Raw genomic sequence first — 20,778 nt, 5'->3', positions numbered from 1 at the left:
GGTTTGTAGTAGAGTATAATGAACCTAATACTGGTACACGTAAAGAATTTAAAGCCCATTTTACCCTGAAAAGATAATGGGGATAACTAAATAAAATAATTAAGAAAAAAGCTATACATCAATGTATAGCTTTTTTTATGTAATAATTGCTAAATAATCATTGATTTAATGGCGCATAAATTATGATTTTCAGTTAATTCGTCTATTTCAATTGTCTTGATTATGAAGCTTTGTTTAAAGTTTTATATTGGGTTGATTAGATGCTAATTATTAAACAGCTGTAAAAATTTAGACAAAAAAAATACTGAACAAGTCAGTATTTTTTTTTGATATGTAGTATTGACATTATAAATTAAACGCCAATGATAATGTGATATTTGAGTTGTTTGTGTCTAGAGTAGCTGCATCGGTAAGACCAACAGAAAACAATTGATTGTTTATTGTTCTTTCAGCTTGATCATATGTAAGATCTAATCTTGTGTTTCCAAAATCATAACCTAATCCTAATGAATAACCAGTAAGATCACCATAAAAAGAATCATCTTCGTATGGACTTTCTTCAAATCGGTAACCACCTCTAAAACTAAATTGTTTGTATTTGTATTCTCCACCAATTCTGTAAGTATTGGCAATTTTAAAAATATCATTCATTAGTTCATTTTGAGAAGCGAAAAAAGGATCAGAGCTGGGTCTAAGTTCAGTATTCTTATAATTTCTTCTAGAATAGTCAAAGCTTATAAGACCTTTCTTGTCAAATACGTAGGCTAAACTACCTGTGATTTTTCCTGGTGATTGTAATCTGTAATCAGGAAAAATATTTATGATGTTTGGATTGATAAATGCAGAAATATTATTAGTACCATCATTTCTTATAGTGGCAATACTTTGTGAAGATTCTTCAGTGATTGTAAACCAAGTAGGGGAATTATATGTAAATCCAGCTCTTAATTCTTTTGTCAGTTTTAAGATAGCTCCTAACTGAAATGAAAACCCATTCCCATTTGTTAGCAAGCTATTATCAAATCCAACATCAGTTACTAAAGAGCCTGCATTAGAGTTTGATTCATCAAAAGAGGTGAATCTTTCATAGTTTATGAAATGAGCATTAAGATTGATTCCTAAATACAACCTGTCTTCATATTGTGAGGACGCATTGAAGCTAATCTTACCATTATAACCTCTCGCAACATAGTTATACCTTTGGTTAAAGGTGCCAGGCGCAATATTTGAAGTGTAAACAGTGTTTTCATCTGTATTACTTTCTGGTTCTAGAATAAATGATTCGTATCCAAGAAATGCTTGTTGATTTCCAAAACCATAAAACGCTCCAATTTCGCCATAAGCTTCGGTAATTGTTTCTCCAGGAAAAGCAGATATTTCATCCAGTCTTTGTCCTTGAGCATAGGCTAGAAAATAACTATCTATTGAATTTGTATTTTGTCCTGACGCTGACCATTGATCATCATAATTAGCAGTTTTATCATATGCAATACTAAGAACGAACTTTTTCCATGGAGAGTTTTCGTCTCTATTTTTAAATACGAAAGCCGCACCAGCTTGATGTAAGTCAATCTTAGACTCAGATGATGAACTTAGTCCGTTAAAATAAGAGATATCATTGTCAATATTTAAACTTGATAGTGAAACAGAGGCGTGACTGTTGCTAAATATGGCAGAACCTGCTGGATTGAGACTGACTGCTGACAAATCTCCTCCTAAAGCTCCAAAAGCGCCACTCATAGCTCTAAAACGAGCTGTTCCTTGTATTTCATCTTGTGAATATCTAAGCGCATCAGATATATCTTGGGCCATGATATTAGACATAGATAGTACACCTATGACTAGTATAGTTAACTTTTTCATATTAAATATTTGTAATTAAAGAACTAAATAAAATTAGATTATCCTCTACGTCCAGAACCACCTCTAGATGAACCACCTCTAGATGAACCACTGCTTCTTGAGCTACCTCCTGATCTCATAGATCCACTACTTCTACTACTTCCGCTACTTCTTCTTACAGCTGGGCTTCGTCTTGTAGATGAAGAGTTTGATCTCACACGAGAATTATTACTACGAGTAGTAGGTCTTCTGGTAGAAGTACCACTAGGTCTGACTCTGCTATTGTTTGATCTTGTAGCTGGTCTTCTTGTAGAACCACTAGGTCTTATTCTAGTATTATTACTTCGTGAATTTGTTCTTATTCTAGAATTATTAATACTTCGACTAATTCTTGAGTTCGATGAATTAGGTCTAAATGATGTTGCTCTTCTATTATTTAGGGCAGTAGAATTTCTACGTCCTGAATATGCTAGATTCCTACTGTTTACTCTATTTCTATTTAACCTCGATAGATTAGAACCTCTTCTACCATAGTTGAATGCTAAGTTGTTATTGCCATAATAGTAACCAGGTGGGCACCATGTGTTATAACCCCATCCCCATCCAGGATTCCAGGCATTCCATCCAACATTCCAGCCCCAGTTGTTCCAGCCCCATCCTAATCCAACATTCCAAAAAGGTCTATTCCATAAGCCATTAAAGCCCCAGCGGTTCCAGCCCCAGTTGTTCCAACCCCATCCGGCATTCCAACCCCAGGTATTCCATCCTGTATTGATAACATTAATAGATACATGATCACTGTCTTGTCCCCAACCAGCATTTCCTGTTGGTACTTCTTCGGCTTCGGATGTTTCGTCGTAATTGCCAACATAAGAATCTATATCAGTAAAGATAGCACTTCCATCATCTGGAATGGTATTGTACATTTCAGCTTTTTCATCAAAATAATCTTTGTAGACACTATTTGCTTCAGCTTCACGAGAAGGTGCTTCTTCGTATACTACTTCATCATCACTGTAGATACCATCACTGTATGAACCAACGTATTGGTACGAACCACAAGAAGCTAACAAAAATGTAAAGCTTAGTGCAACAAAAAATGGAATTTTGGTCTGTATGTAATTGTTTAATTGCATATCTATTGATTTTTATTGTTGAACATTACAAAAATAGTTAGTTTTGCTGAACTATTTTTTTATTTAACATAATCACAAATTTTGTGCCAAAACACTAGAAATGAGTAAAAATCTTACAAGTAGAGCAGAGGACTATTCCAAATGGTATAATGAATTGGTTGTTAAGGCTGATTTAGCAGAGAATTCTGCTGTTAGAGGGTGTATGGTCATAAAACCGTATGGTTATGCAATTTGGGAAAAAATGCAAGCTGAATTAGACAGAATGTTTAAAGAAACTGGTCATCAGAACGCTTATTTTCCACTTTTCGTGCCTAAAAGTTTATTTGAGGCTGAAGAAAAAAATGCCGAAGGTTTTGCAAAAGAATGTGCAGTTGTTACACATTACAGATTGCAAAATGATCCAGATAACGAAGGAAAACTTCGTGTGGATCCTGCAGCTAAGTTAGAAGAAGAGCTTGTCGTGAGACCAACAAGTGAAGCTATCATCTGGAATACATATAAAGGTTGGATACAAAGCTACAGAGATCTTCCAATATTAATTAACCAATGGGCAAACGTTGTGCGTTGGGAAATGAGAACACGTTTATTTTTACGTACAGCTGAGTTTTTATGGCAAGAAGGTCATACAGCTCATGCAACAAAGGCTGAAGCAATAACTGAGGCTGAACAAATGAACAATGTATATGCAGAGTTTGCTGAAAACTTTATGGCAATTCCGGTTATTAAAGGAGTAAAAACTGAAAGTGAACGCTTTGCTGGTGCAGTTGAGACTTATTGTATTGAAGCTTTGATGCAGGACGGAAAGGCATTACAGGCAGGTACATCTCACTTTTTAGGACAGAATTTTGCAAAGGCTTTTGATGTTAAGTTTACCAATAATGAAGGTAAGCTTGATTATGTTTGGGCTACATCATGGGGAGTTTCTACTCGATTGATGGGAGCATTGATTATGACTCATAGTGATGATAAAGGACTTGTGTTACCTCCAAACTTAGCTCCATCTCAGGTTGTAATTGTTCCTATATATAAGAATGAAGAACAACTAGAGATCATAACAGAAAAAGCCGAGAGTATCATAAAAGATTTAAAGGCCTTAAATATTAGTTGCAAGTTTGATTCAAGAACTACTCATAGACCTGGTGCTAAGTTTGCACAGCATGAATTACAAGGTGTTCCTTTACGTATAGCTATAGGTCCTAAAGATTTAGAAAATGAAACAGTTGAGTTGGCAAGGAGAGATACGCTGTCAAAAGAGATTGTTAACATATCTAATCTGGTTTCTAGAGTTGATTCGCTACTGAAAACAATTCAGGAAGAATTATTTAGTAAAGCTCTTGATTATAGAAATTCTCACGTTACTGAAGTTGATGATTTTGAAACATTCAAAAGCGTTTTGGAGAGCAAAGGAGGATTTGTTTCTGCACATTGGGATGGTACAATTGAAACTGAGCAAAAGATAAAAGAGTTGACGAAGGCAACAATTAGATGTATACCAATGGATGTTAAAAATGACGATGGAGCTTGCGTCTACAGCGGAAAACCGTCAACTAACAGAGTGTTATTTGCAAAGGCATATTAAATTTTTTTTAAAAAAGTTTATCTAGGTGTTGCAACATTTAAAAATAGTTGTATTTTTGCATCCGCAATGAGTAATTGCACGTTCATTTGAAAAGTGGTTTTAATAACAATAAATTTTATTGAACTACTATTGGAATAACTCAAATGGCCCGTTCGTCTATCGGCTAGGACGCCAGGTTTTCATCCTGGTAAGAGGGGTTCGATTCCCCTACGGGCTACAATTTTTTAATAAGAAAGAAATACAATGGCAAATCATAAGTCAGCATTAAAAAGAATTAGAAGTAACGAAGCAAAACGTTTACGTAACAGATACCAGCACAAAACAACACGTGGTGCTATCAAAAGATTACGTGATATGGAGAAAGCTAAAGATGCAAATGAGTATTTGCCATCAGTACTTTCAATGATCGATAAATTGGCAAAGAATAATATCATTCATGATAACAAAGCAGCTAACTTAAAGTCTAAGTTAACTAAGCATGTAGCTACCCTAAGCTAACAAGAACTGACAATTAAAATTATTAAAAGCCTTTCGAATAGAAAGGCTTTTTTAATTTGTCGTGTAATACTAATAATAAAAAAAAGCTCTTAATGAAAATTAAGAGCTTTTTTAGTTAATAAATATTTCGCTATCCGTTCATAGATACTAAGAACTCTTCATTGTTTCTGGTTTGTTTGAATCTATCGTTAATAAATTCCATTGCTTCTACTGGATTCATGTCTGCTAAATACTTTCGCATCACCCACATTCTTTGAATAGTAGAGTCTTCAAGCAATAGATCATCTCTACGTGTACTAGACGATGTTAAATCAATAGCAGGGAAAATACGACGATTAGATATCTTACGATCTAATTGTAACTCCATATTACCAGTTCCTTTAAATTCTTCGAAGATCACTTCATCCATTTTAGAACCAGTTTCTGTTAATGCTGTTGCAATAATAGTTAAGGAACCTCCATTTTCAATATTTCGAGCAGCTCCAAAGAAACGTTTTGGTTTGTGTAGTGCATTTGCATCAACACCTCCACTTAATATTTTTCCAGAAGCAGGCTGAACCGTATTATAGGCTCTCGCCAAACGGGTAATAGAATCTAATAAGATGACCACATCATGACCACATTCTACTAAGCGTTTTGCTTTTTCTAATACAATATTCGCAATCTTAACGTGTTCATGTGCTTCTTTGTCAAATGTAGAGGCTATAACTTCACCACGTACATTACGTTGCATGTCTGTTACCTCTTCAGGACGTTCATCAATTAATAAGATCATCTGGTAAACCTCTGGATGATTGGCAGCAATAGCATTGGCAACATCTTTCAATAACATGGTTTTACCTGTTTTTGGTTGCGATACTATCATACCACGTTGTCCTTTTCCTATTGGTGAAAACAAATCCATGATTCTTGTTGATATGGTACTTTGCTTTTCTGCAATGTTAAATTTTTCCTGAGGAAATAAAGGCGTTAAATGTTCAAAAGATACACGGTCTCTTACTACTTCAGGTTTTTGACCATTGATTTTACTCACCTTTATTAAAGGGAAATATTTTTCACCTTCTTTTGGAGGTCTTACATGACCTAAAACCGTATCACCAGTTTTTAGACCAAATAATCGTATTTGAGACTGAGATACATAAATGTCATCTGGAGATGATAGATAATTATAGTCAGACGAGCGTAAGAACCCATAACCATCCTGCATAATATCTAATACACCTTCACTCTCGATGATAGCATCAAATTCAAAATCAGGCTCTCTGTAACGGTTACGATTATCTTTGTTTCCATTATTTTTATGTTGGTTACCGTCTTTAGAACGCGGATTATTTTGTTTGTTATCATTCTTCTGACGATTACTTTGCTTATTGTCATTAGAATTTTTTGAACGGTTATCGTTATTCTGGTTATTGTGTCTTGGATTATTTCTGTTGTCCTTCTTGTCATTAGATTTTTTTTGAGAAGATTTATCTTCTTTTTTATCATCTAATTCCATCTTTTGCTGAGAAGGATTATCCTCTTTTGTTTTCTCAACACGAGCTCTAGGCTTTCTTTGTTGAGTTGGTTTTTTTTGTTCTGGCTTTTTTGTAGCATCTTTGGATGCTTCTTTTTTTACCGCATCAGGATTAGCTGCTTGAAAATCTAAAATTTGATAAACAAGATCTAATTTTTTTAAGCTACGGTATTTAGGAACATTTAATTTTTGGGCAATCTCCTGAAGTTCAGGAAGCTTCTTTGCTTTTAATTCGGAAATTTCGAACATGAATATGTGTACTAATTAAGTTTATTCTTTGAAATGGATTTGTTTCTTATCTTTTCTGAAAACTAAAATAACGGGAAAAATTTGAAAAAAATCTGAAGATTTAACAACCTGCTACTCTGTGGGTAACCGATTATTAATGCAATAATACAATTTTATTTTTAAAATTTAATATAACTTTTAAAAAGAAACTATTAATTTTGTGCTTCATTATTGATAGTTATAAATGATTCAACGTATACAAACTATATATCTTTTGCTAGCAGCAGCAGTGTCTGCTGGTTTAATATTTGTAGTTCATTTATGGGTAAATAACGATGATATGCTTGTTTATGCTAAGGATGAGTATTTATACTTAGGCTTGTTTTTAGGTTCAGCTTTATTATCTTTGATATCAATATTTAGTTATAAAAACAGGAAGTTTCAATTTGTTTTGGGACGACTTAATATCATATTAAACTTTATTTTATTAGGATTTTTTGTGTATCAATTGCTAATACCACCTGGAGAGAGTAATATCTCTGAGAAGGGTGTTGGGATATTCATACCTATTTTATCTATCGTGTTATTGGTCATGGCCAATAAAGCCATAAAAAAGGATGAAGACCTCGTAAAATCTGTCGATCGATTGCGATAAACCCTATTATCTTAATTATTTTAGTGCGTAAACCCAAGGTGAAGACCTTGGGTTTTTTATTCACTTAGCGTTTTGGGAATTCTATAACTTCTAAATTTTCAATTTTTTTTCCATCTATAGTAAATCTCAACATCGTTCTTATCTTATGAAATCCATGTTTACCTACTGCACCAGGATTCATATGTATTAGGTTATGACGCTTGTCTGGCATGACTTTTAAAATGTGGGAGTGACCACTAATGAAAATACGAGGTGGATTTTCTTTTAAGAGGTCTCGAGTTCTCATGTTGTATTTTGGAGGATAGCCACCAATATGTGTTATCCATACATCTACATCCTCACACATAAACCGATTATTTTCTGGAAATTCAACACGCGCTTTAGCATCATCAATGTTCCCATATACAGCTCGTAGAGGCTTCAGTTGTTTAATAGTGTCGGTAACGTTGAGATCACCTATATCTCCAGCATGCCATACTTCATCAGCTTCTTTGACATACTTTAGAATAGCATCGTCTATATAACCGTGTGTATCAGAAAGTAATAGGATTTTTGTCATGAAACTGTTCAGTTTTTACATTCATTTTCATTTTCCGAGGAAAACCTTTAATTATGTTAATGGTATCTGATAAGCGCTAAAAACAATTATCTTTGTGCGTGTACAAAAGTAATATTTCTATTGCGTTTTTTTATCGAATTATCATATAACGGAAAAGCATATCATGGTTGGCAAAATCAACCTGATGCAATCTCTGTACAGGAGGTTTTAGAAAAAGCACTATCTACCCTTTTATCAAATGAGATTACAATTGTTGGTGCTGGAAGAACTGATGCAGGAGTTCATGCATCTCAAATGTATGCGCATTTTGATTTTGATGGAACATTACCTGAAAATTTGGTATTCAAACTCAATTCTTTTCTTCCAAAAGATATTTCAATACACCATATATTTGCTGTTACAGATGATGCACATGCAAGATTTGATGCGTTAAGCAGAACATATAATTACAGGATTTCAACTCGTAAAAATGTGTTCAATCATGAGTATGCTTATACCTTACAGAAAGAATTAAATATGGATCTTATGAATAAAGCTTGTGAGATTCTATTGCAGTATAACGATTTTCAATGCTTTTCAAAAGTGAATACAGATGTAAAAACGTATCATTGTAAACTCATGCATGCTGAATGGATTTCTAAGAATGACGAATTGGTTTTTAATATTAAAGCTGATCGTTTTTTAAGAAATATGGTAAGAGCAATAGTTGGTACGTTAATCAATATTGGTTTGGGTAAAATAGAACTAGACGCTTTGCATGATATTATAAAGTCTAAGGATAGGAGCCAAGCAGGATTTTCTGTGCCTGCTCAAGGATTATATTTGGTTGGTATTACGTATCCAAAACATATAAATGTTTAGAATTTAAATGGAAAACAAAAAGACAAAAGCATTTGACCTTACGTTGTTTAAGCGTCTATTACATTACATACAGCCTTATAAGCTGGTGTTTTCAGGATCATTACTTTGTGTGATTGGCCTTGCTGTTTTTGGTGCTTTGAGACCATTAGTTCTGCAAAAAGCTATTGATAATCATATTGCATTAAAAGAATATGATGGCTTCTTGTTTTACATCATTGCCATGTTGGTCCTTTTGATCTTGGAAGTTATAAGTCAGTTACTCTTTATTTATTATGCGAGCTGGTTAGGGCAATCAGTAGTTAAGGATATTAGAGTGAAGCTGTATAATCATGTGCTTCGTTTTAGGATGAAGTATTTTGATAAATCCTCTGTTGGTGTTCTAATCACAAGAACAGTGACTGATATGGAGCGTATTGCAGATATCTTTGGGCAAGGACTCTTTATGATCTTTAGTGATATTTTGAAGATGCTCGTTGTTGGAGGTATGATGTTGTTCCTGAATTGGAAATTAAGTATGATTGCTTTTGTAACAATGCCAATTGTTGTGTTTGCAACTAAGATTTTTCAGAAGTATATGAAGCGTGCTTTTGAAGAAGTTCGAAATGAAGTTTCTAATCTAAACTCCTTTGTACAGGAACGTGTTACTGGTATGAAAATTCTCCAGCTTTTCACACGCGAGGATACTGAATTTAAGAAGTTTAAAGAAATTAATGAACGTCATAAAAAAGGATGGTTAAAAACGGTTTGGTATAATTCAGTATTTTTTCCAATCGCAGATCTACTGTCATCTATCACATTGGGAACCATAATTTGGGTTGGAGGATTAATGGTTGTGATACAGGGAACCGCTACGAAAGGAGATCTCTTTGCTTTTATCATGTTTGTACCAATGCTTTTTAGACCATTAAATCAAATTGCCAATAAGTTCAACACCCTTCAAATGGGAATGGTTGCCGCAGATCGTGTATTTAAAGTTTTAGATACGACATCACAAATTGACGACTCAGGTAGTGAAGAGGCTAATGAGTTTAAAGGTGATATATCATTTAAGAATGTACATTTCTCTTATGTTGAAGGCGAAGAGGTCTTAAAGGGAATTGATCTAAATGTGAAAGCTGGTGAAACGGTTGCGATTGTAGGTGCAACAGGCGCTGGAAAGTCAACAATTATTAATTTGCTCAATCGTTTTTATGATATCAGCGAAGGAACTATATGCATTGATGGTGTAGATATAAAGAGTTTAACTTTAAAATCATTGCGAGCACAGATAGCCGTTGTACTTCAAGATGTATTTTTGTTTGCTGATACTATTTTAAATAATATTACCTTAAAGGATTCAAATATTTCTGAAGAACAAGTCATTCAGGCTGCTAAAGATATTGGTATTCATGATTTCATTTCAAGTCTGCCTAATGGTTACCACTACAATGTTAAAGAGCGAGGTGCAATGTTGTCCTCAGGTCAGCGTCAGCTTATTTCTTTCTTAAGAGCATATGTAACTAATCCTAGTATTTTAATTTTAGATGAAGCGACATCTTCAGTAGATTCATATTCTGAACAGTTGATACAGGATGCTACTGATAAGATTACTAAAGGCAGAACCTCAATTGTTATAGCACACCGATTAGCAACTGTGCAACAAGCTGATCAGATCATTGTTATGGATGCTGGTAAAATTGTAGAGAAGGGTACTCACAAGGAACTACTTAAGGTTGAAAATGGATACTACAGAAACCTTTATGAGGTTCAGTTTTTAAAGGCTGAAGCGGTATAATTATTTTTTTGGTATAAAATCCTGAATACCTCCTGTTATAAACAATATAATTAGGAAAATAATAATTGTGATGATGTAAACAGCCACGAAAACTGCGAAGAAAAATAAGATTCTTAAAAGTAATTGTCCAAAGCCTAGTTTGAAAATTCGTTTCAAAACATAAGAATGATATATGAACATGACGAGGTATAATAATAAAGAAAACAATAAATATTTTTCAGGAATAAAGAAAAGTACCAATTGTCCTGCAAATACTGAGATTATTATAATTGTTGACATACCGTACATGTAAAGGATGATGTGTTCTGTCAAATTATAACGTTTGTCAAAAAAGACTACAAATGAAATGATAGCCATTATAGGAATCATTGCAGATAAAATTAGAGAACTATATTCGAATGTGCCACCAGTTGCTGAATCCTCCAACATTTGCTTAGAGACAGGATTATTAATGAGTTCTTCACTGAACATCTTTGAAAAATCCAGATATTCTAAATAGTATTTTTTGATTATAAATACTGATAATCCACTGATTGTTAGGGTAATCCCAAAGAAACTCAAAGGATTAACGTAGCGTTTTCTTACTCCTTTTACATAAGCATCAATAACAGCTTCAGGCTTTTTAAATAAATCAACAAACGTTCTGAGCAGTTTGTTGTCATAATTGAAAAACGTCTCGCTAATATGCTCAAAAAGATTTTTGAATGTTAAGCGATTTCTAATCACTTTTCCTCCGCAACGATTACAAAAGTCGCTGTCTGCTGTAAGTTCGGTATGACAATTCTTGCAATTCATTTCACTAATTAACGGTGTTAACTACTGCACCTTTTTTTACAAGTACTATAATAATTCCTATAATAACAGCTATTACCATAGCTATAATAAAGAGAATTACAAACATAACCATTACCAGCATATAATGGGCAACGGTTTCTAAAATAGAGGTATTGAACACACGCTTGAGTACATAAAAGAAGTAGACTAGTGTAAATAAAAATGTAAGCGATGAGGTCAATAAAAAATCAATGCCCAAGCATAAAAATAAGATGGTAATAAATGCTGTAATGATGATTACCTGAGCAGAATAATACAAGTTGATAACTACATGCTCAGTAAAATTAAAACGTCGTATGCCTGCTATCCAATAAGCTATCCATGTTGATATTGCCGATATAGGCACACTCATCGTGTAAATTAAACTTTGATAATTGTTGAATTGTTCATAGTCAAAGTTATTAAACGGATTATTCTCTTGTGCTTTAGCATTTTGATTTAATGCATCAAAAAACGGCGAATCGAAAACCATGGCTTCCCTAAAAAAGGTATTCATTAAAAATACCTGAAGACCAACAAGTGTTAATGCTATGGCAAAATATTGAATGACATTTACATACTTTTTTCTGGTGCCTTCAATAAATCCGTTGATTACAACTTCAGGTTTAGAAAATAGATGGATAAAGGTTTGGAATAATTTATTATCTATACTTAAAAACTGTGCGTTGATGTCTGACCAGATGTTTTTGAGTGTCAATCTGTTTCTAACTATTTTAGCTCCGCATAATGGGCAATAATTAATGCGTTCGTCTAAGCTGCTATTACAGTTTCTGCAATTCATCTAAGCAAGATCTTTATAAAGTAATGTGGTAAGCTCCTGGATGTCCTCGAACATAGTAAATTCTCCGTTTTTTATGTACGAGATTTGTCCAGTTTCTTCACTAACCACTAAAGCTACCGCATCTGTTTTTTCAGTAATACCAACAGCAGCACGATGACGTAAACCAAAACGTTGTGGAATATTCTTATCGTTATTTACAGGAAGTATGACACGTGTGGCTTTAACTATATTATTTTCAATAATAATTGCGCCATCATGCAACGGACTATTTTTAAAGAATATACTTTCTATAATGGGTTGAGTGACTTTAATGTTCATTTCGTCACCTGTGTTGGTCAGGAAGTCCAGACTATTATTGCGTTCTAAAACAATGAGAGCACCAGTTTTAGATGCCGACATTCTCTGACAGGCATTAATGAGTGCATTAATATCGGTTTCAGTTTCTGTCTCAGTTTTTAAGAATTTCATCTTTTTGAAAAACTTTCCACGACCACTTAAATTGGTGGATCCAACCATAAGCAGAAATTTCCTAATCTCTGGCTGAAAAACGACAATAAGCGCTATAATACCAACTTTTATAAAGCCATCAAAAATACGATGAAGCATATACATGTCGAGAATGTCTGTCACTCTCCAAACAAGATATATGATGATGATACCGATAAAGATATTTACAGCTACTGTGCCTTTAACTAGCTTATAGACATAATACAGAAGGATAGCGACTAAAAAGACGTCTATAAAATCTATAATTCCAAAATCCCAAAATTTGAATCTATCCAAGGCGAAGCTGTTTGTGTAAATTTAACAATTTATGCTTAATAAATGAATTCGTTATTATCAAACACTACAAGGTCTGATTCAATTTTTAATAATTTTGATTTGATTAAGATATAATCCTGAAAACTAAGTTTAGGATTAAATTTTAAATAGGTAACTAGGTTGTTATTGTTATCTGTAATTCTAATGAGGTCTTCTATAGCTTTATCAATAGTTTCGGACACTAGTGATAGTTGCTGTTGGCCAGTAACTTTTTGAATCGTGTAATTATTAAAAGTGTCTACTTTAAATAAAATCATCGGATTTTGTAATTCCTTATTGTCTTTACTGTACTCATTGAGAGACAAGGTATGGTAATAAGTATCTGTAAACTCCAAAAAGCCTAAGTTTTTAATACTGGTATCATTGCAGGTGAAGTAGTTTTTAGCCGCTTCATTTTTATGCATTTTCGCATTTCGCTTTTTATCTTGTAAGAATTTGATCTTCGGAATGGCTTGCTCAAGCGTTAATCGTTTATCAACATTGACTAGCCAGTTGGTCGTGCTGATGAGGTTTTTTCGGTTGAGATCTACACTATCTTCTTTAGTTTCATCGTAGAATAAATAAGCGTGAGAGACATCATGTAATTCGTTGATTTCGGCATTTTCAATTTGAGGAAGGAGTAGGGTACGCTTATTTCCGCAGGATGCTAAAAGGCAAGTTAATAATAATAGGTAAAGATGTTTCATTAGTGTAATTGTTGGGTTAGTTTGATACATTCCACAGCTTCTTTAACATCATGAACTCTTAGAATATTAGCACCTTTTTGTAAAGCAATAGTATTGAGTACAGTGGTGCCGTTAAGCGCTTTGGCAGCAGAACTTTCTAACGGTTTGTAAATCATTGATTTTCGCGATACACCAGCTAAAATGGGTAAATCGGTTATTTTTAGTAACTCTAATTTATTGAGTAATTCGTAATTCTGCTCCAATGTTTTAGCAAAACCAAATCCTGGGTCTATAATTAAATCTATAATACCTTGTGATCTGGCTTCAGTAATGCGTTCAGAAAAATAGGAAAGAATATCTTTTATCAAATTATCATATTGCGTGAGTTGTTGCATGGTTTTTGGAGTTCCTCTCATATGCATCATGATGTAAGGCACTTGAAGATTAGCAACAGTTTTTAGCATATTATCGTCCAAATTTCCAGCCGATATGTCATTAATCATACTTGCTCCAATCTCGATACATTGTTTGGCTACTTCACTTCTAAAGGTGTCAATGGATAGTAAGACATCAGGGAAATTTTTGATGATGAGATCGACAATGGGTAGAATGCGTTGTAATTCTTCAACTTCACTTACATGATCTGCATTAGGTCTTGAGCTGTATGCACCTACATCAATAAAGGTAGCACCTTCCTCTAACATTTGGTCTACTTGCCTCATAATTGACGAAGTATTCCTGAACTTTCCACCATCATAGAATGAATCAGGCGTCACGTTTAAAATACCCATGACTTTTGGAGTACTGAGGTCTATTAATTGTCCGTTGCAATTGATACTTTTATTCAAAACTATATAGTGTGGTTAAAGTTTTTAAATCTGATTAATTTATGCGAAATTTACGGAAAATTAAATGTTTTAAATGCAAGATACTTCAAAACAATATGATGATGTGATTTCGCAGTGCCGAAGTCTTTTTATTAATAAAATGAAAGACTACGGAAGTGCTTGGCGAATTCTGAGATTACCATCATTGACCGATCAAATATTCATTAAAGCGCAACGTATTAGAAGTTTGCAACAAAATAGTGAGCGTAAGGTTGATGAAGGTGAAGTGAGTGAGTTTATTGGAATTATCAATTACTGCACAATGGCTTTGATTCAATTAGAGAAAGGTGTGGTTGAACAACCAGACTTGGCTTTAGATGATGCTATAGAGCTTTATGATGATAAAATTGCGATTACCAAACAATTGATGATGGATAAAAATCATGATTATGGTGAAGCATGGAGAGACATGCGTGTGAGTAGTTTAACAGATTTGATCTTACAGAAATTACTTCGTGTCAAACAAATAGAAGATAATGCAGGAAAAACAATTGTCAGTGAAGGTATTGATGCTAATTATCAGGATATGATTAATTATTCGGTATTTGCATTAATTCATTTAAGTGAAGAATAACTAATCAACAACAACACCAATGAAAGCTTTAGTCAATATTTGTCGCATACTCGTAGGAGGGTTATTTATCTTTTCAGGTTTTATTAAACTCAATGATCCATTAGGCTTCTCATACAAACTTCAGGAATATTTTAGTTATGATGTGTTAGATATTCCGTCATTAATACCATATGCGTTAGGTTTAGCAGTTTTTGTTGTGGTATTTGAAGTGGTTTTAGGGGTGTTTTTACTCATTGGATATAAACCTAAATTTACAGTTTGGAGCCTATTAGCCATGATTGTGTTTTTTACATTCTTGACCTTCTATGCAGCTTACTTTGATAAAGTAAAAGATTGTGGATGCTTTGGAGATTTCTTAAAATTATCCCCTTGGCAATCATTTTGGAAAGATGTGATTTTACTTGTAATGATCGTGATTTTATTCATAGGGAAACGCCATATAAAGCCCGTATTATCTACTTTTGGTTTATCTCTTACAGCACTATTGAGCTTCATTATTTGCCTTTGGTTTGGCTATCACGTATTGATGCATTTACCAACTTTCGATTTTAGAGCTTATAAAATAGGTGATAATCTTCAGGAAAATATGACATTACCTGAGGATGCTCAAAAAGCAGTTACAGATTATATATGGACTTACACAATCAATGGTGAAGAAAAAACCTTGACAGATAGAGGTCGCGGACCAAAAACATATGATAAGATTATTGGTGTGGAAACTAAGATTATTGAAGAAGGGGATGTGCCTAAAATTCAGGATTTCTCTATTGAATCTGAGGATGAAGACCTCACACAACAGTTTTTAGCCGAAGATAAACTAGTTATTGTTGTAGCTTATAGTCTTGAAAAAGCTGAAGCAGAAGGTATGAAGTCATTGAAAGCTATGGCAGATGATGCTCTAAATAATGGCTATACTGTTATTGGGTTAACAGCATCTGGAGAGGCTAAGAAACAAGAAGTTAAAGATACCTATAAATTGGATTTTGATTTTTATCTATGTGATGAAAAAGTACTCAAAACTATTGTTAGAGCAAATCCAGGAGTCATTGTTCTTGAAAAGGGGACAGTAACACAAAAAGCACACTATAATGATCTTGACGAGCTTGAGTTTTAGTATAATGTTAAGTCGTCTATAGTTTATTGTTGCGTTGCAATCCCGTGACTGAAGCAGAATCTATTTTTTCACTAAAACACCAAAACACCTGATCAGATACATATTAAATAAAGCCTTTTACGCATTACTTACACTATTTGGTGTAGTAACAGTAATCTTTATCCTATTTAATGTATTACCCGGAGATCCTGCTCAAATGATGTTAGGTCAAAATGAAGATAGCGAGCAAATAGCCGTTGTAAAAGCTAAATATGGTTTCGATAAACCAATTGGAACTCAGTATTTATATTATCTCAATGATCTGTCTCCAATATCTTTTCATTCTACAAACACTCAAGACTACACATTTTTATCCGCTGGAAAATATACAGCATCACAACTATTTACCATAGGAGAAACAACAACAGTTCTCAAGTTTCCGTATTTACGGGAATCATTTACTAAGCAAGGTAAAAAAGTATCTCAGGTCATAGGAGAAACATTACCCAATACGTTTGTTCTAGCCGTTTCAGCTATTATAATTGCTATTGTTTTGGGTATTATCTTCGGAATAATATCTGCACTTTATAAAGACCAATGGATAGATAAAGCCATTCAGATTTTGAGTACCTTAGGTATGAGTGTGCCTTCCTTTTTTAGTGCAATTTTATTTGCATGGTTCTTTGGTTTTGTATTGCACGAATACACGAATTTAGAAATGACTGGAAGCTTATATGAGCTTGACGATTTTGGTGAGAAAGTACATATTAAATGGAAAAATCTGATACTCCCAGCCATCGTATTAGGAATTCGTCCATTAGCAGTCGTGATACAACTTATGAGAAACTCACTATTAGAGGTATTTAACCAAGATTACATTAGAACAGCAAGAGCAAAAGGGTTAAGTGAATTTCAGATCATTAGAAAACATGCGGTAAAAAATGCTTTAAACCCAGTGGTTACAGCTATTTCGGGTTGGTTTGCATCTATGTTGGCAGGCGCTGTTTTTGTAGAGTATATCTTTGGTTGGAACGGACTTGGAAAAGAAATCGTTAATGCCTTGAATACTCTTGATTTACCAGTAATCATGGGATCAGTATTAGTGATTGCAATGTTGTTCATAATCATTAATATATTTGTAGATGTGATTTATGGATGGCTAGACCCAAAAGTAAAATTAGAATAATATGAAGCAGCTAATTACATTAGTTTTAGTAAGTGTTTTCTTTATAAGTTGTGAAGCACAACCTGAGCCAAGTGAGTTTTCAGAAGCGGCTCTCAATGATACTTTTCTAAATTTAGAAGGAGATACAATGACCTTAGAATCTATTTTAGAACAATACAAAGACAAAACCATTTTAATTGATGTTTGGGCAACTTGGTGTAGAGACTGTATTGTTGGTTTACCAGACCTCAAAGCGATTCAAAGTGAGCATCCCGATGTGGTTTATTTATTTTTGTCAATGGATAAAACTCAGGAAAGCTGGAAAAATGGAATTGAGAAGTACAATATCACAGGCGAGCATTATTTTATGCCTTCAGGTTGGGATGGTCCTTTTACCGAATTTGTAGATCTAGATTGGATACCAAGATATATGATCATAGATAAAGAGGGCAAGATCAAATTATTTAGAGCCATAAAGGTCAATGATCCTAAAATTAAAAAACATTTAAATTAGATAGTAATGTCTTCGGAAACATAAAAAATATAGAACGATGAGAAAACATATTGTAGCAGGAAACTGGAAAATGAATAACGGTTTAATTCAAACGGAATCATTGATTGCAGAGCTAAAAACCAAGCAGAAAACATCAGATGCAGAAGTGATGATTGCACCTTCATTCACTAATTTGTGGCATGCTTTTGAATCTACAAGGCAACATGATATTGAGGTAGTAGCTCAAAATATGCACTTTTCAGAAAAAGGCGCATATACTGGAGAGGTTAGTGCAGGTATGCTAAAAAGTATAGGTATTAAAACGGTAATTTTAGGTCACAGTGAACGTCGTGCTTATTTTAATGAAACCGATGAATCCCTCGCTAAAAAAGTCGATACTGCGTTAGCACACGACATGCGAGTTATTTTTTGTTTTGGCGAAGAATTATCAGATCGCAAAGCTGGTAATGAAGAGGCTGTTGTTGAAAGTCAGATTAAAAATGCGTTATTTCATTTAGAAGCAGATGCTTTTAAACATATCGTATTGGCTTATGAGCCTGTTTGGGCTATTGGAACCGGAGAAACTGCAAGTCCGGAACAAGCACAGGATATGCATGCTTTTATAAGAAAAACACTAGAGAGTAAATATGGACACACTGTTGCCGATGACATGACCATTCTTTATGGTGGAAGTGTAAAACCAAATAATGCAAAAGAGATTTTTTCAAAACCAGATGTTGATGGTGGATTGATAGGAGGAGCATCGCTCAAAGCAGACGATTTCTATGCCATTGTAAATGCATTTTAGTTAGCAGCTAATTCCATCCGAAATATCTAAGGGTATTCACTGAATTTTTTAAATCAGAGAATACCCTTACTTTTTTTTTAGATACTCAATTTAACTTGCAACTAGTTAATTTAAAAGTATTTAAAAATGAAAAATCAAAAATTTTATTTGGCAATCTTACTCATGTGTTGCTTGTCACTTTTTAGTGTGGATTGTGAAAACAATAATGGTATAATTGAAGGTGAAGAAGGCATCATAGAAGAAAGTAATCCACCTGAGATTACAGTGCTCAGTCCTAATGAAGACGCACAGTTTTATACCGAAGGCGGTACTGATTCTCCTGACTATATAGTCATTGAAGCTACTGCAACAGATGAATCTAAAATTGAAATAGGTTCAGTGACCATCTTTAATAGTTCTGGTGTGCAGGTAGATTATTATGAAGAAACCTCTGCAACACAAAATGGTCAATCAATAACTTCAATTTACACCTCATTTAGCACCTTCGAATCTGGAGACTACACGTTGGAATATAAATTTATGGATATGGCAGGAAATGTGTCTTTTGAAACAAGACAAGTAACCTGCATTTTTTCTGAAATCGAAGGAAGTGAGAATTAATCTCAACATAGAAGTATAAAAATTGAATAATCTAATACAGGTATCATGAAAACATTTACAAAACTCTTATTTATTATTAGTTTGAGTATTATTACAGCATGCTCTGAGGACGCTAATTTTACTGAAATAGAGGATCTTTCATTAATAGATATTGTAATAACAATTGACGAAAACCCCGAACAAGGACAAGTTCTTGGTAGTGTAGAAAATGTAGAAAACTTAAACGGTATAACATTTCAATTGATATCACAAACTCCAGAAAATGCATTTGGAATAGACCTAGAGAATGGGACATTCTATGTTAACGATGAAACACTTTTCGATTTTGAAGAAAGGCAAGTCCTAACAGCAATTGTTAGCGCAAGTTTGGGAGATAGGTCATCAGAATCTACAATTACAGTCAATTTAAATGATGTTGATGAAAATACTATTTCACTGCAATTATTTGGATCTGATAGAGAGTATGAAACTGTACTTAGAGTTGATTTTTATAATAATGGAGATGTTATAGAAACAGAGTTAGCAAATACTGTCAATGATGCAGAAGGTATAGCTTTATATGCTAATAATAGATTGTATTATGGGTCTACATCTAATACGTCTGAAGTAGATGTTCACTCGGTTAATACAGATGGTACAGGATTACAAAGTTACAGAGTTTCTGAGCAAGATTATTTGTTTAGTGCAGTAGCTTCAGATCAAACACAGCAAATGACTTATTACTTTTTAGAAGGAGGAAATCTTGATGTTTTAGATCATCACAGACTGTTTAAAATGAATTCAGATGGAACAAATCAGGAACTCCTTGTTCAAACTAGTTTTGGTACGAGAGCTAATGCTGTCAAAAAAATAATCATTGATGAAAATAATAGTTCAGGAACCAATAATGAGAGAACACCTTTTTTATATATGCATGATCGTCACTCAATTTTTGCTTATGATCCAAATAATGATAATAATCTAGAAGATACAGCAATCTTTAGTTCTAATCAATATGATATTGTTGATATGGATATTGATTTTAATACTGGTATGGTATATATGGTGTTATCCTATTTTTCAGGTGTAGACAAACATTATATAATTGCAACTACAAATTTAACCGGATCCGAAACTAATTTCAATGCTGGTACTGTTGCAGAAAATGATCCTGTGACCTCAATTTTTTATCCGCATAGAGTAAAACTGGATATCGAACATCAACAAGTGTATTGGTTTATTGAGACTGAAGATTTACAACAATCTATTTTGAAACGTTCCAATTTTGATGGCTCGGAAGTAACAACAATCTGGGAAACAAATACTTGCTTATGTGTTGGCGAATTGGAAGATATTAGGATAGAGGATTACACAATTTTTATTCCATAGAGACTCAATGGGGTTTAATTACAACAGAAAGAATCAACAA

21 protein-coding genes and 1 tRNA gene are annotated in these 20,778 nt (G+C 33.7%); 13 read left to right on the top strand and 9 right to left on the bottom strand.

Annotated features, from left to right (window positions below; all coding sequences use genetic code 11):
• Window positions 1–345 precede the first annotated feature (345 nt).
• Together Q0951_RS08470 and Q0951_RS08465 are read right to left on the bottom strand one after the other, a co-directional pair.
• Window positions 346–1,863 carry an OmpP1/FadL family transporter gene (locus Q0951_RS08470; protein ID WP_299336138.1) on the bottom strand — a complete coding sequence of 506 codons (1,518 nt, stop codon included), beginning with the start codon at window positions 1,861–1,863 and terminating at the stop codon, window positions 346–348.
• Window positions 1,864–1,901: 38 nt separating this feature from the next.
• Window positions 1,902–2,978: a hypothetical protein gene (locus tag Q0951_RS08465; RefSeq protein WP_299336137.1), complete on the bottom strand. Its 1,077-nt coding sequence runs from the start codon at window positions 2,976–2,978 to the stop codon at window positions 1,902–1,904.
• A 100-nt stretch (window positions 2,979–3,078) separates the two neighbouring features.
• On the opposite strand from Q0951_RS08465, the gene proS reads away from it, so the two are divergent.
• The 3 genes from proS to rpsT all read left to right on the top strand — a co-directional run bounded on the left by proS (window position 3,079) and on the right by rpsT (window position 5,055).
• Window positions 3,079–4,557, top strand: coding sequence for a proline--tRNA ligase (gene proS, locus Q0951_RS08460; protein ID WP_299336136.1), 1,479 nt, complete (start codon window positions 3,079–3,081; stop codon window positions 4,555–4,557).
• Between the two features lie 145 nt (window positions 4,558–4,702).
• Window positions 4,703–4,774 (top strand) — tRNA-Glu (locus Q0951_RS08455).
• A 26-nt stretch (window positions 4,775–4,800) separates the two neighbouring features.
• On the top strand, window positions 4,801–5,055 hold the full coding sequence (gene rpsT / locus Q0951_RS08450; protein ID WP_299336135.1) for a 30S ribosomal protein S20: 255 nt from the start codon (window positions 4,801–4,803) through the stop codon (window positions 5,053–5,055).
• A gap of 130 nt (window positions 5,056–5,185) precedes the next feature.
• On the opposite strand, the gene rho is transcribed toward rpsT, so the two are convergent.
• Window positions 5,186–6,820, bottom strand: a complete 1,635-nt coding sequence (rho, locus tag Q0951_RS08445) for a transcription termination factor Rho (RefSeq protein ID WP_299336134.1) — start codon at window positions 6,818–6,820, stop codon at window positions 5,186–5,188.
• A 223-nt stretch (window positions 6,821–7,043) separates the two neighbouring features.
• Between rho and Q0951_RS08440 the strand changes: the two genes are divergently transcribed.
• Window positions 7,044–7,454, top strand: coding sequence for a DUF4293 domain-containing protein (locus tag Q0951_RS08440; protein WP_299336133.1), 411 nt, complete (start codon window positions 7,044–7,046; stop codon window positions 7,452–7,454).
• A 64-nt stretch (window positions 7,455–7,518) separates the two neighbouring features.
• On the opposite strand, the gene Q0951_RS08435 is transcribed toward Q0951_RS08440, so the two are convergent.
• The gene (locus Q0951_RS08435; protein ID WP_299336132.1) at window positions 7,519–8,013 is read right to left on the bottom strand and encodes a metallophosphoesterase family protein; all 495 of its coding nucleotides are present in this window, start codon (window positions 8,011–8,013) and stop codon (window positions 7,519–7,521) included.
• A gap of 120 nt (window positions 8,014–8,133) precedes the next feature.
• Between Q0951_RS08435 and truA the strand changes: the two genes are divergently transcribed.
• Both truA and Q0951_RS08425 read left to right on the top strand, forming a co-directional pair.
• Window positions 8,134–8,874, top strand: coding sequence for a tRNA pseudouridine(38-40) synthase TruA (gene truA, locus Q0951_RS08430; RefSeq protein WP_299336131.1), 741 nt, complete (start codon window positions 8,134–8,136; stop codon window positions 8,872–8,874).
• Window positions 8,875–8,881: 7 nt separating this feature from the next.
• Window positions 8,882–10,648 carry an ABC transporter ATP-binding protein gene (locus tag Q0951_RS08425; RefSeq protein WP_299336130.1) on the top strand — a complete coding sequence of 589 codons (1,767 nt, stop codon included), beginning with the start codon at window positions 8,882–8,884 and terminating at the stop codon, window positions 10,646–10,648.
• On the opposite strand, the gene Q0951_RS08420 is transcribed toward Q0951_RS08425, so the two are convergent.
• The 5 genes from Q0951_RS08420 to folP are packed head-to-tail and all read right to left on the bottom strand — an operon-like array spanning window position 10,649 to window position 14,541.
• A complete protein-coding gene (locus tag Q0951_RS08420; RefSeq protein ID WP_299336129.1) occupies window positions 10,649–11,443 on the bottom strand; it encodes a DUF3667 domain-containing protein in 795 nt (264 codons plus the stop codon).
• Window positions 11,444–11,447: 4 nt separating this feature from the next.
• Window positions 11,448–12,263 (bottom strand): DUF3667 domain-containing protein, encoded by an 816-nt coding sequence (locus tag Q0951_RS08415; protein ID WP_299336128.1) that lies wholly within the window; start codon window positions 12,261–12,263, stop codon window positions 11,448–11,450.
• Window positions 12,264–13,046 (bottom strand): diadenylate cyclase CdaA, encoded by a 783-nt coding sequence (gene cdaA, locus Q0951_RS08410; RefSeq protein WP_299336127.1) that lies wholly within the window; start codon window positions 13,044–13,046, stop codon window positions 12,264–12,266.
• A gap of 35 nt (window positions 13,047–13,081) precedes the next feature.
• Window positions 13,082–13,771: a hypothetical protein gene (locus Q0951_RS08405; RefSeq protein WP_299336126.1), complete on the bottom strand. Its 690-nt coding sequence runs from the start codon at window positions 13,769–13,771 to the stop codon at window positions 13,082–13,084.
• Window positions 13,771–14,541 carry a dihydropteroate synthase gene (gene folP, locus Q0951_RS08400; protein ID WP_299336146.1) on the bottom strand — a complete coding sequence of 257 codons (771 nt, stop codon included), beginning with the start codon at window positions 14,539–14,541 and terminating at the stop codon, window positions 13,771–13,773. Before folP ends, Q0951_RS08405 begins: the two co-directional genes overlap by 1 nt.
• A 130-nt stretch (window positions 14,542–14,671) precedes the next feature.
• Between folP and Q0951_RS08395 the strand changes: the two genes are divergently transcribed.
• From Q0951_RS08395 to Q0951_RS08365, 7 genes are all read left to right on the top strand, one after another.
• Entirely contained in the window at window positions 14,672–15,211 is a 540-nt protein-coding gene (locus Q0951_RS08395; protein ID WP_299336125.1) for a DUF1599 domain-containing protein, read from the top strand.
• A 19-nt stretch (window positions 15,212–15,230) separates the two neighbouring features.
• Window positions 15,231–16,325 carry a BT_3928 family protein gene (locus Q0951_RS08390; protein WP_299336124.1) on the top strand — a complete coding sequence of 365 codons (1,095 nt, stop codon included), beginning with the start codon at window positions 15,231–15,233 and terminating at the stop codon, window positions 16,323–16,325.
• An 88-nt stretch (window positions 16,326–16,413) separates the two neighbouring features.
• On the top strand, window positions 16,414–17,490 hold the full coding sequence (locus Q0951_RS08385; RefSeq protein WP_299336145.1) for an ABC transporter permease: 1,077 nt from the start codon (window positions 16,414–16,416) through the stop codon (window positions 17,488–17,490).
• Window position 17,491: 1 nt separating this feature from the next.
• Window positions 17,492–17,983, top strand: a complete 492-nt coding sequence (locus Q0951_RS08380) for a TlpA disulfide reductase family protein (RefSeq protein ID WP_299336123.1) — start codon at window positions 17,492–17,494, stop codon at window positions 17,981–17,983.
• Between the two features lie 37 nt (window positions 17,984–18,020).
• Complete coding sequence (gene tpiA / locus Q0951_RS08375; RefSeq protein ID WP_299336122.1) at window positions 18,021–18,770, top strand: triose-phosphate isomerase; 750 nt, start codon at window positions 18,021–18,023, stop codon at window positions 18,768–18,770.
• A gap of 126 nt (window positions 18,771–18,896) precedes the next feature.
• The gene (locus tag Q0951_RS08370) at window positions 18,897–19,370 is read left to right on the top strand and encodes a hypothetical protein (protein ID WP_299336121.1); all 474 of its coding nucleotides are present in this window, start codon (window positions 18,897–18,899) and stop codon (window positions 19,368–19,370) included.
• Between the two features lie 45 nt (window positions 19,371–19,415).
• On the top strand, window positions 19,416–20,738 hold the full coding sequence (locus Q0951_RS08365; RefSeq protein WP_299336120.1) for a hypothetical protein: 1,323 nt from the start codon (window positions 19,416–19,418) through the stop codon (window positions 20,736–20,738).
• The last annotated feature ends 40 nt before the right edge of the window (window positions 20,739–20,778 follow it).

It is taken from the genome of uncultured Psychroserpens sp. (genome assembly GCF_947501425.1).
Lineage (GTDB): Bacteria > Bacteroidota > Bacteroidia > Flavobacteriales > Flavobacteriaceae > Psychroserpens.
Note: the sequence above shows the minus strand (reverse complement) of the source record. Positions and strands in the feature narration are given on the sequence as shown.

What these genes read in the sequence shown, in the direction of transcription:
- Q0951_RS08470 (WP_299336138.1), bottom strand. Translation starts at nt 1,863, where the DNA reads ATGAAAAAGTTAACTATACTAGTCATAGGTGTACTATCTATGTCTAAT.
- Q0951_RS08465 (WP_299336137.1), bottom strand. Translation starts at nt 2,978, where the DNA reads ATGCAATTAAACAATTACATACAGACCAAAATTCCATTTTTTGTTGCA.
- proS (WP_299336136.1), top strand. Translation starts at nt 3,079, where the DNA reads ATGAGTAAAAATCTTACAAGTAGAGCAGAGGACTATTCCAAATGGTAT.
- rpsT (WP_299336135.1), top strand. Translation starts at nt 4,801, where the DNA reads ATGGCAAATCATAAGTCAGCATTAAAAAGAATTAGAAGTAACGAAGCA.
- rho (WP_299336134.1), bottom strand. Translation starts at nt 6,820, where the DNA reads ATGTTCGAAATTTCCGAATTAAAAGCAAAGAAGCTTCCTGAACTTCAG.
- Q0951_RS08440 (WP_299336133.1), top strand. Translation starts at nt 7,044, where the DNA reads ATGATTCAACGTATACAAACTATATATCTTTTGCTAGCAGCAGCAGTG.
- Q0951_RS08435 (WP_299336132.1), bottom strand. Translation starts at nt 8,013, where the DNA reads ATGACAAAAATCCTATTACTTTCTGATACACACGGTTATATAGACGAT.
- Q0951_RS08425 (WP_299336130.1), top strand. Translation starts at nt 8,882, where the DNA reads ATGGAAAACAAAAAGACAAAAGCATTTGACCTTACGTTGTTTAAGCGT.
- Q0951_RS08420 (WP_299336129.1), bottom strand. Translation starts at nt 11,443, where the DNA reads ATGAATTGCAAGAATTGTCATACCGAACTTACAGCAGACAGCGACTTT.
- Q0951_RS08415 (WP_299336128.1), bottom strand. Translation starts at nt 12,263, where the DNA reads ATGAATTGCAGAAACTGTAATAGCAGCTTAGACGAACGCATTAATTAT.
- Q0951_RS08405 (WP_299336126.1), bottom strand. Translation starts at nt 13,771, where the DNA reads ATGAAACATCTTTACCTATTATTATTAACTTGCCTTTTAGCATCCTGC.
- folP (WP_299336146.1), bottom strand. Translation starts at nt 14,541, where the DNA reads ATGGGTATTTTAAACGTGACGCCTGATTCATTCTATGATGGTGGAAAG.
- Q0951_RS08395 (WP_299336125.1), top strand. Translation starts at nt 14,672, where the DNA reads ATGCAAGATACTTCAAAACAATATGATGATGTGATTTCGCAGTGCCGA.
- Q0951_RS08390 (WP_299336124.1), top strand. Translation starts at nt 15,231, where the DNA reads ATGAAAGCTTTAGTCAATATTTGTCGCATACTCGTAGGAGGGTTATTT.
- Q0951_RS08380 (WP_299336123.1), top strand. Translation starts at nt 17,492, where the DNA reads ATGAAGCAGCTAATTACATTAGTTTTAGTAAGTGTTTTCTTTATAAGT.
- tpiA (WP_299336122.1), top strand. Translation starts at nt 18,021, where the DNA reads ATGAGAAAACATATTGTAGCAGGAAACTGGAAAATGAATAACGGTTTA.
- Q0951_RS08370 (WP_299336121.1), top strand. Translation starts at nt 18,897, where the DNA reads ATGAAAAATCAAAAATTTTATTTGGCAATCTTACTCATGTGTTGCTTG.
- Q0951_RS08365 (WP_299336120.1), top strand. Translation starts at nt 19,416, where the DNA reads ATGAAAACATTTACAAAACTCTTATTTATTATTAGTTTGAGTATTATT.